The following is a 9,526-nucleotide window of genomic DNA, read 5'->3' on the forward strand; positions in this document are numbered from 1 at the left end:
GGCACCAGGGCGCTGACCTGCGACGCTGTGACACGCGCGGCCGATGCCAGCGATCAATGGTCCATGTTGACCAGTCCACCATGGCTATCTCCCGCTGGGCGCCCGACCTGCACAGCGATCTTGAGCGGCAACCACGGTTGTCGGACCGCTCGATGGCACGACGATTGTCGCGATGGCGTCCTGGGCGCCACCCTGGCGCGTTGAACCGTCTCGCCCGGCAGATCGACGGAGCGTGATGAACGGCTGGGTGAAGTCCAATGCATGCTGTTGGACGGAGCCCGCCGGGATGACAAGCCGATCTTTACGGTAAGCTTGGGGCAAAGTCTAGGAGGGCGCCTTCACGACCTCCGTAAGTGGAGAGGGCGGCAATGCTTGATTTGAGGGAAAATTCCCTACCCGACGTGATCGAATATTGCAAGAAGGCGCTGGATGTCGAGTTCAGAGACGATGGTCCGACGTTCGGATGGGGTGGGAAATCCGCTGGCTTTGGAACAAGCCGGGGGACATGGGTGAAGATTCTTTCTCGTGCGACTGGTTCGATAAACGAGCGGACCTGGACCGGAGAAGAGTGCGCTTCCGTCCTGTCGGGGGTGTCGAAACCGAGGCTCCTCCGCTCCATTCGGTGGTCGGACGAGGAGCGGGGAGTCGTTTGGCGCGCGGATGAGACGACGCTCGTCTCGTTCCCGGCCGTCAGCTCCACACCGGAGATCCGGAACGATTCACCCGGACTCTCTAATACCTGGTGGTCAGACCTAGGTGAATCATTGGCTGCCTTGGCGAGACAGAAGACGACCCGTGTCGGTGTACGTCAGGACCTCATCAACCGGCGGATACGTGAATTCGCGGGGGACGCGATCGATTCGTCGGTGGACGAGTGGACGACCGCCCACGCCGATGTGCACTGGGCGAACCTGACGGCTCCGACCTTGGTTCTCCTCGACTGGGAAGGATGGGGACTGGGGCCACGCGGACTGGACGCGGCGACATTGTGGGTGTTCTCGCTCCTCGCGCCGTCCGTGGCCGAGAGAGTGAGCGACGAATTCTCCGAGGATCTTTCATCCCGCTCCGGGAAGATCGCACAGCTTTTCATGTGCGTAGAGTTGCTGAAGATGGTGCGCGACTATGGCGACCACCCGGACTTGGAGAAGCCGTTGTCTCGTGAGGCTGACCGCTTGGTGACAGAACTCGCGGAATCTACGCGATGATCCGTCACCCGGCTCCATTACTGGACATCGAGTAGTCGACGATGACGCAGTAGAACCCTGTAACGTTCGATATTTTCCTGGTCAACCTCAAGCCGAGCGGCCTCCACAAGTTGCGTCAGGTGACTTGGGCGGTTGAGGCTAACCGCGACCCGGGTAACTGGCGGCAATTCGTAGGCGAGGCGGAAAGCTACCTGCGGTGTGGCTATGTCAGGTGACGGGCGGGCGCTCAGAAGCGATGCAAGGTTAAGGCTGTCCCAGAAAGACTGCCGGGTGTGGCCGCCAAAAGGGCTCATTCCCCATCGGTTCCCCGAGTCCACACGAAGAAGCCCAGCGAAGGCGTCAGCAGCCTCCCAGATGGCCGGACTCGCAAGCACGCCGCTTCGGTGCATCAGATGGGCAGGGCGGGGTGCGGACTCCGGCAGGTAGCCGCCGAAAACCTCGACCAGAGGTCGAGCATCCCACGTCGAGATGCCCCATGCCGCGCACAGCCCAGATTGCACAGCCTCGTCGAGTATCCGTGCAGCCTCCAGGAAAAGATCGTGACCGCGGCCGGCTCCGGCTCCTGTCACGCTCCTTTCTGGGTTGTGTAAGAAGACGACGTCGGGAACCCGCCCCAAGGTGTCCGCGCTCATTTCCACCGCGCGCCTAATCCGTTCGGGCTCTAAGGAATGCTCGGAATGCCCGGTAGAGGAAGGGAAAAAACCAACCTTGGTCGAAAGATGGAATTCGGGGAGGAGGTCAGGGATGGTTGCTGCCAGCTGCGCGTGCGAAGAGAAATCGGCGTAGTTGAAGGCTGTGTCGATGTCCCGCACACCCTGCTCTAGGGCGTCTTCCAGGATGTCCCGCTGGTGACGAGTCCTGTATAGCCCGAGGACAATTCTTCGGTCAGCGCGATGCATATTCCCTCCCGGACGAGAATGCGCGCGAGAGGTCGGACGTCGATCCCGGTTTCAGCACTCGCCTTGTCCAGATCCACCGGGCAGCCTCCCAGCAGGAGCGCGAGTGCTGTTGCCGCCTTTTCCCGGACGGTAATCTTCCTGCCGCCCGCATAGACCACAAGGTTAGGACCTTCCCGTTCGACGTGGGGCGCGAACTCGGCAACACAGACGACGGCGTCCGGCTCCTGCGGTGAAGGGAGCGGCGGAGCGTGCCGCGCAGGGGGCTGCGATCGTTCACGTGCGGCAAGGAAGGCTGCCGGCGGATAGGAACGGAACAAATCGACTGCCGCCGCTTCGAGACGCGCCCGTTCTTCTTCTCCTTCGTCACTGGAGCCAGAACGGGTCAGATCTCGCCGGAATATCTCCAGGTCGCGCGCACGGTCGGCGACCCAGGCTAGCCAGTCTACGCCTGTACGTCTGACGAACCCGAAGGTGAGGTGGAGGCTCAGCGGATCATTGTGATCGGCGCGAGTCGCCTGGTGCCAGTAGCCGCGCGGGATGTGTATCACATCCCCTGCTTTCAGGACACCCTGCCAGACTGATTCCTCGCTAGCGACGGAATTCGGTTCGGCGTCGCGGTACATGGGCACCGGCCGTGAGTAGCTACGGACGTCCCAGGTCTTTTCGCCCACGAGCTGGACAACAATGACGTCGTGGTCATCCCAGTGGATCGGAAAACCGGCGCTCGATCGGGTCGTCAAGTATGCGTTGACCTGCACCAGTTCGTGTGACCACCATTGGAGTGCGCGGGTGGCGACCTCCAGCGTGGGATCAAACGTGTCTAGGGCGTCRAGCACGAGAGTCACGCCCGTGTCGAGCAGGCTTCCCATCGCCCCAGGGTCCACCATGCGAATGTTCTGCCGTCGTCTGTTAGTCTGTGAGCGAAGGTAGTCGGCGGGATGAAGTTCGTCTCCGTCCTTGAAAAAACGGAGCTGAGGTGGTTCCAAGCTTCGTCGCATGACAATGTCCAGAAGTCGCGACGGGGTCATCAGACGTTCGCACAATGACGTATCTGCCAGATGACCTCGCGCGAACTTCCGTCCAAGAGGTGAGACGTCCTGCCAGTCAAACGCACCCTCAATTCCTCGGACCAGACGATGCTCCATCGCTAGCGATTCGCTCCTCGCTGTTCAAAGGTATCGAGGGTGGCCATGGTGCGGGCGGCTCTGGTCGCCCTACCTGTTTTCCTCGGGGAAGTTAAGCCCGTCGCCGGAGCCTCCGTCGCTACGACCCGTGCTCCCTCCGTCGGAGTGCTCGGCGTCATAGCGGTCCTGTACCTGCGACAGGTTTTCAACGGCTAGAACAAGGTCGTCATCGTCAGAGTTCATGTAGCTTCCTCGCTCTCAATCGAACGCCACTTGGATATCTGCCCGGCCGTCACATGGTAGGAGCCGCCTGTCGGGCATCGCAACCGGTTTGGCGAAAGAGATGCGCTTGTGTAGCCGGCACACTCGCGCCGGGACCGGACGTCGGGCTGAGGTAGATGAAAGACGTTGCCAGTCGTATCCGCAGGTAGACCGGCCAGTGGCACTGTCAGCAGTAGGCACCGCCACGTCGGCTAGGTTGGGAGTGCTCGCCCGGTCATAAGCAAGCGGGCGTCGCCGGGCGGGAGATGCCCGCACCTGCGACGCCCGCGCGGTCCCGGTGGTGGCGGCGGGGCTCTGTGTCAGGAGTCGAACTCGCCGTCGCGGACACCTGCTTGGAACGCGGCCCACTCGGCGGGTGTGAAGCGCAGGATCGGCCCGCCTSGGTGCTTGGAGTCGCGGATGGCTCGGCCGCCATCGGGCAGGGTGGCGACTTCGACGCAGTCGCCGCCGGTGCCGCCGGAGTAGCTGCTCTTACGCCAGTTCAGGGCGTCGTTGCTGTGGGTGGTCATCGTTCCATGTCCTCACGTGCGGCTTTGATGATCGATAGGGCGCCGTTGGTCGGGGCGAGGGCGGCGCTTCGGAGCTGGTTCATCCACGCCTCATAGCGCCGTACCTCGGTCTGTTTCTCCAGGTAGAGACTGCCCGTGGGAGCCTCGATGTAGACCGTTTCCGGGGCTCCGTCAGTGTCCGGGAAGCCCAGGATTGTGAAGCTTGAGATCATGCCGGCGTGGGCGCCGACGGTGAAGGGCACGACCTGGATCGTCACTCCGGGTTGCTCGGATGCCTCGATCAGCCGCTCAAGCTGCCTGGCCATGATCGCGGGAGCGCCGACGTGGCGCCGGATCACGRCCTCGTCGAGGATGGCCCAGAACTGGGCGGGCTGATCTGCGGTCAGGATCTTCTGCCGGTTCATCCGCAGTTCCACGGCGCGGTCGACTTCGTGCGTGGGTAGCTCTGGCGAGGCGGCGCGGATGACCGCCCGCGCGTAGTCCTCCGTCTGGAGCAGGCCGGGCACAAGCAGGGCCTGGAAGGTCGTGATCGTGGAGGCTTCGGCTTCCAGGCCGATGTAGACCTGGAACCAGCGCGGCACGACATCGCCGTAGGAGTGCCACCACGCGGGCTTGCGGGTCTCCTTCGCCAGCGCCAGCAATGCCTGTCGTTGGTTGGCGTCGGTGACGCCGTAGAGGTCGAGCAGGTCTGCGACGTTGCGCGTGACGAACCGGAACTGGCCTGTCTCCATCCGGCTGATCGTCGGCCCGCTGCGGTGGATGTGCTCCCCGGCCTGGTCGACGGTCAGTTCCTTCGCCTCCCGCAGCCGGCGCAGCTCTGCGCCCAGACGCCGACGCCGCACGGTGGGGCCTGGCGTGCTCGCCATGGTCCTCCCTTCTCCTGGTTGCAGTCTGCCAGCCCGACCCGCGGCCTGATCTACGCACACCCACGCAACGAGCGTACGTACTTGCGTATGGCAGATCAGCCGTGCATTCTGCCAGTACTGCGGCGCTGTCCGTGACAGCACGAGCGCCGCGCGGGCGGAGGCACAGCGAGGGGCCTCCCGTCATCAACCGAGGGGAGAGGGCCATGGACGAACGCCGGTTCGTTGTGTGGGACGCGGATGGACGACCGCTCGGCGCGTTCCCTGAGTTCGACGCTGCCCACGAGTGGGCGCACCTGCGGATGCGACAGGCGCGTACCCGTCTTCCCCTGACCCTTGATGATCGCGTGGCGAAGGTCAGCCGCCGCGTGTCGCCCGCCCGCTGTGAGTTGGTGGCGTGGGCCGAGTTCGCCGTCCTCCCCGGCTGCGACCTGCCGTCGCTCGGCACTACCCACGCGGACGACACATCGCAGCGCCAGTCCGTGCAGTGCATCCGGCCGTGAACGCCTCGATCATCGGCCGCCGGACAGCCGCACGCGCGTCGACCACTCCAAGGGGCTCGGCATGACAGCGGCCGACCCGTCGCCCACGATCCGCATAGCGGTGGAGCACTTCCCGCCGACTGTCGCGGCCGTTCCCGAGGTGCGGGCGCGCACGGTCCTCACGCTCGCGCAATGGTCGGTGGACACGGACGCGGTGAGCAGCGCGGAAATCGTCGTCTGTGAACTGGCCTCGAATGCCGCGAAGGCGAGCGGCCCGCACGACGTCGTGGCGATACGCCTGACCGCCACCATCGGAAACGTCCTCAGCACCGGTAGGCCGCTGGCGAGGTATCTGGTTGCAGACCCTTCTCCAGCGGCCTCCGGCCCGAACCGGACGTGCCCGCTTTCCGGGCATCCGGCTCTCCAGCGACTACTCCGTGAGCGTTGCGGCCGGCTTCACCGCGTGGATTTCACTGTGACAGGTTTCGCAGACCACGAGGGTCTTACGTCGCCGCTGTGCCATGAGCGTTGTCCACGCCGGTTGCGGCTTCCCTGCCGCGCCGAGAGAGGTGAGCTTCCGGATGTGATGCACTTGGAGCGTTCCGGTTTGGCTGCCACACATCTCGCACGTGTTCGCGAGGAGCCTACGGATAAGCTCCCTGCGATGGGTGTTGACAGGGACAGGCGTGCGATCGACGATGACCGCCTTTCTCTGCCGCGCCAGCGGTATTCCACCGAACCGTGCGACCAGTATTTTCCGGCCGTCGCCACGTTCTACGCTGGTTTGGAAGCACCTGCGAGGCCCATGCGGTGTTTCGGTCGTGGCCGTGTACGTGCGGGCCATCTTCGTCACCGATGAGCGGTGCTTGGCTGCCAGCGTTTTCAGCAGCGAGGTGACCATGACTCCTTCCAGCCGGTTCAGTCGCCAGACGTTCCCGGCCAGCAGGTAATACTGGACGATGCCCCGGTACTCGGCCCCGTAAGTGGAGATGATCGTGTGGTCATCGTCGTTCAGAAGGTGGGGCCGATGCTCGGGTTTTCCGTGCTTCAGGTACGGGGCACATGCAGCCTTAATCACCTGAGCAGGCACACGCAGAGTGACCGAACCGTTGGCCATCCTTCGACCATGGCTGATCGTACTGTCGTTGTGCTGCACGGCGATGTCATAGCCGAGAAATCTTGCCGCGCCTGTGCGGGCGTGGGTGACCAGAGTCTTGTCCGCGGACAGTTCCAGCTTGAGATCGTCATGGAGGAACTGGGCGATACTGGTCTTGATCTCTTCGGCTTCGGCTCTGGGTCCGATAAACCCGAGTAGAACGTCGTCCGCGTACCTTACGTAGCGTAGCCTCCGATATCCGGGGTCGTTTGTATCCCCGCTGGGAAGGCTCCGCAGCCGCTTACGCAACGYTCGCGCCGAAGCACGGTCGCCGCGCCTGCGGGCCAGTTTGATTTGGTATTGCGTCTCCCTGTACGCACGGTTGCGCCTTCTGCTCGGACCTCGGGTGTAGCTTGGTACAAGAGTCGTCGCGACGAAGTCATCCAATCGATCCAGGTAGATGTTGGACAGGATAGGAGAAACGACCCCACCCTGAGGCGCGCCACTAAGCGTGGCGTTCCATTTCCAGTCCTCCAAGTATCCGGCTTCCAGCATGTTTCGCAGTAGCCGCAGGAATCGGTTGTCGTGGATTCTTTCCCTCAGCATCTCCAGCATGACCGAATGATCTAGACGGTCGAAACACTGCGTTATGTCACCCTCGACGAACCAGGTCGTCCCGGTCCAGGTGTTGGCCACCTCGCTGAGCAGGGTGTGGCAGCCGCGACCGGGGCGAAAACCGTGCGAGCGGTCGGAGAACTGTGGCTCGTAGAACGCTTCGAGCAGCAAGCGCACCACTTCGCCGACTAGTTTATCCGTCCAGGACGGCAGTCCGAGCGGTCTCATTCCTCCTTTCTTCTTGGGAATGTACACCCGCTTGACGGGCTTAAATCGGTAGCGTTCGTGGCGCAGTGCCTCGATGAGGCTGTCGATCTTAGCCAGGGACATGCCGTCCACAGTCTTCCCGTCCGCCCCGGGCGTCATGGCTCCCTTGTTTGAGTACAGACGCCCATAGGCGAGGAGATACAACTCTGGATTGAACAACTGCCGATACAACTCGTTACACGTCAGGCCACGCCTGCCGCGCTCACGGAGGACACCCAGCACCGTTTCGGCGCTCTGCATTTCGCATACCTCCCAGCTCTCGGGTGTCCGATCACCTGTGCCCCTTTGCCCTGTGGCCGGCTTTCCCGTCCTCCCTGGCGGGCCGTTACCCCCGCGACTACTATGGGCACTCCGTCGCCATAGGGCTCGCGCCCCTTAGGCGATCCCGCGTTCGTCCTTGCCGCACGTACTAGCGTGACTTAGGCGACCCACTCATCTCCTTGAATGCCTTCATTAGGCATCGCTGCGCATCCCGGAGGTTGCGCCGACCCCTCAATCATGCCGGCGCAGGATGCGCCGCCGGTTTCAGGCGTTATTCCGACGGACTCCCAGTTAAGTCGACTGGAGATTGGGCTTCAAGAAATCCATCCTTCGCCATATCACGCGGGTCCCACGGCGGCCCACCTTCAACGCCTTCGCGATGTCCGCCGTTTCTCTGGCATGCTGTTGTCCCCTTTGCCTTTCAGCGCCAGGTAAGCCATTGGACCCAGGAATCTTCCTCCAAATTCCTCCCAACTGTGTAGGGGATGCGGCAAGGCGCCTCGCGGCGCACTCGAAGTGTGGGACGCCAACGACAGCCCTCCCCGCATCAAAACCCCGGACATGTTCTCCGAGGATGGGAGGGGTCTACTGATGGTCGAYGGGCTTTCCAGCCGATGGTGGTGGTACCCGGTCAAGACCGGGGGGAAAGTCGTGTGGGCCGTGATTCCCGGCGGTCTGCCATCCGGCCCGCGGGCGACGCCCGCCGATGCGGCGATGCCGACGCGGACACCGACGCTCGGGCCGGAACCGGAGGAGCCCGTCTTCTACAGCACCGATCCCGGGACCTTGCTACGGGTCGTGGACGCGCTGCGTGGGCTGGACCCGTGGCACCTGCCCTCCACCGGCCGTCGCTCGCCCGACGCCATGGCGCGCACGGCGTGACGCACCGCTACGTGATCGGAAGGGGGAGACGTGGGCAAGCCGAGTGTGAGAGCTGAACGGAATGCGTTACGGGTCCAGATGCTGGACGCGGGWATGACCCATGCGGAGATCGCTGACGAGTTCATGCTTCGTTATCGGGTCCGTCCTCGCACGGCTTTCCGGCAGGCGCACGGCTGGACGCTGACACAGGCCGCTGGCCATATCAACGGCCACGCGGCCGAGCTTGGTATCGATCCGGACGGCGGGGCGCGCGTGACCGAATCCCAKCTGTGTGAAGTGGAGCATTGGCCGGAAGGGTACTCACGGCGAAAGCCGACCCCGCAGATTCTCGCGCTGCTGGCGTCCACCTATGGAACGGACGTCCACATGCTGGTGGACGCCCGCGACCGCCTCCGGATGCGTCCGGCGGACCGGCTGGTGATCGACGCCATGACGTGCCAACGTCAACCGGACGCCTGCCCCCACTGCCACCGCCGGGAACCGGCGGCGGCCACACCCCGGGCGCCGAGGGCGCGGCCGGACGCGCGGGCGTCATCCGGGAGCCTCGCTGTGTCGGCACACCCCCTGCCGATCGGGTAGCCGTATCGGTCGCCGTGCCGGTCCCCTGTTTGAGCGGCTACCCCGGCAGACAGCCGCTGGCGCCGGCCACCGGTTCCGCTGGGGTCGCCCGAGAACAGCCCGACTCGTACCCCTACAGGTCACGTGTTCACATCTGGACGGCCGTGGGCCCCGGCCGCCGGGCGTCCGCGCGCCCGCAGGCTCCCGCAGGTCCCTACATCCTGCTTGGTCGGAATTGTGTAGGGATCGGCCGGAGATGGCCACTCCGAGCTGGAAGGTCACGGTAGTTGGCCAGCACCGGTGCGCCAGCCGCCGCCGGTGTTGGCCAGCGCTGGCGGTGCCAGCGCGATGCACAGCGGGGCCCTGATGTCCGTTCCCAAGGATCATGTCTGGTGATCAAGTCTTGACCTGGGGTTTGACGGGTTCGAGCGGGAATCTGCGAGGGCCGGTCGGTGTGTCGTGTAGGCCGGGTGGCTGGCGTGT

Annotated in this window: 10 protein-coding genes; 4 read left to right on the forward strand and 6 right to left on the reverse strand. The window is 64.0% G+C overall.

The window, feature by feature from the left end; translation table 11 throughout:
• The first annotated feature begins 353 nt into the window (after positions 1-353).
• Positions 354-1,205, forward strand: a complete 852-nt coding sequence (locus tag KBI5_RS25980; protein ID WP_157902572.1) for a hypothetical protein — start codon at positions 354-356, stop codon at positions 1,203-1,205.
• 17 nt (positions 1,206-1,222) lie between these two features.
• Here the strand turns inward: KBI5_RS25980 and KBI5_RS22335 are convergent, their stop codons facing one another.
• From KBI5_RS22335 to KBI5_RS22350, 4 genes are all read right to left on the reverse strand, one after another.
• A complete protein-coding gene (locus KBI5_RS22335; protein WP_157902573.1) occupies positions 1,223-2,017 on the reverse strand; it encodes an aldo/keto reductase in 795 nt (264 codons plus the stop codon).
• 8 nt (positions 2,018-2,025) lie between these two features.
• Positions 2,026-3,249: a cupin domain-containing protein gene (locus KBI5_RS22340; RefSeq protein ID WP_085016357.1), complete on the reverse strand. Its 1,224-nt coding sequence runs from the start codon at positions 3,247-3,249 to the stop codon at positions 2,026-2,028.
• Positions 3,250-3,809: 560 nt separating this feature from the next.
• Complete coding sequence (locus KBI5_RS22345) at positions 3,810-4,019, reverse strand: DUF397 domain-containing protein (protein ID WP_085016358.1); 210 nt, start codon at positions 4,017-4,019, stop codon at positions 3,810-3,812.
• A complete protein-coding gene (locus KBI5_RS22350) occupies positions 4,016-4,885 on the reverse strand; it encodes a helix-turn-helix transcriptional regulator (protein ID WP_085016359.1) in 870 nt (289 codons plus the stop codon). Before KBI5_RS22350 ends, KBI5_RS22345 begins: the two co-directional genes overlap by 4 nt.
• Before the next feature lie 203 nt (positions 4,886-5,088).
• Here KBI5_RS22350 and KBI5_RS22355 point away from each other — a divergent pair, with 203 nt between their 5' ends.
• Positions 5,089-5,385, forward strand: a complete 297-nt coding sequence (locus KBI5_RS22355) for a hypothetical protein (RefSeq protein ID WP_085016360.1) — start codon at positions 5,089-5,091, stop codon at positions 5,383-5,385.
• 9 nt (positions 5,386-5,394) lie between these two features.
• On the opposite strand, the gene KBI5_RS22360 is transcribed toward KBI5_RS22355, so the two are convergent.
• Both KBI5_RS22360 and KBI5_RS22365 read right to left on the reverse strand, forming a co-directional pair.
• Complete coding sequence (locus tag KBI5_RS22360; RefSeq protein WP_133057119.1) at positions 5,395-5,676, reverse strand: hypothetical protein; 282 nt, start codon at positions 5,674-5,676, stop codon at positions 5,395-5,397.
• A 118-nt stretch (positions 5,677-5,794) separates the two neighbouring features.
• On the reverse strand, positions 5,795-7,582 hold the full coding sequence (locus KBI5_RS22365; RefSeq protein ID WP_198537891.1) for a reverse transcriptase/maturase family protein: 1,788 nt from the start codon (positions 7,580-7,582) through the stop codon (positions 5,795-5,797).
• Positions 7,583-8,194: 612 nt separating this feature from the next.
• On the opposite strand from KBI5_RS22365, the gene KBI5_RS22370 reads away from it, so the two are divergent.
• Together KBI5_RS22370 and KBI5_RS22375 are read left to right on the forward strand one after the other, a co-directional pair.
• The gene (locus KBI5_RS22370) at positions 8,195-8,485 is read left to right on the forward strand and encodes a hypothetical protein (RefSeq protein WP_133057120.1); all 291 of its coding nucleotides are present in this window, start codon (positions 8,195-8,197) and stop codon (positions 8,483-8,485) included.
• A gap of 78 nt (positions 8,486-8,563) precedes the next feature.
• Positions 8,564-9,064, forward strand: a complete 501-nt coding sequence (locus KBI5_RS22375; RefSeq protein WP_241883101.1) for a hypothetical protein — start codon at positions 8,564-8,566, stop codon at positions 9,062-9,064.
• Positions 9,065-9,526: the final 462 nt, after the last annotated feature.

Source organism: Frankia sp. KB5, assembly GCF_002099325.1.
Taxonomy (GTDB): Bacteria; Actinomycetota; Actinomycetes; order Frankiales; family Frankiaceae; genus Frankia; species Frankia casuarinae.

Bases quoted from the DNA above. Each gene is read 5' to 3' on its own strand.
- KBI5_RS22355 (WP_085016360.1), top strand. From the start codon at position 5,089: ATGGACGAACGCCGGTTCGTTGTGTGGGACGCGGATGGACGACCGCTC.
- KBI5_RS22360 (WP_133057119.1), bottom strand. From the start codon at position 5,676: ATGGTGGCGGTCAGGCGTATCGCCACGACGTCGTGCGGGCCGCTCGCC.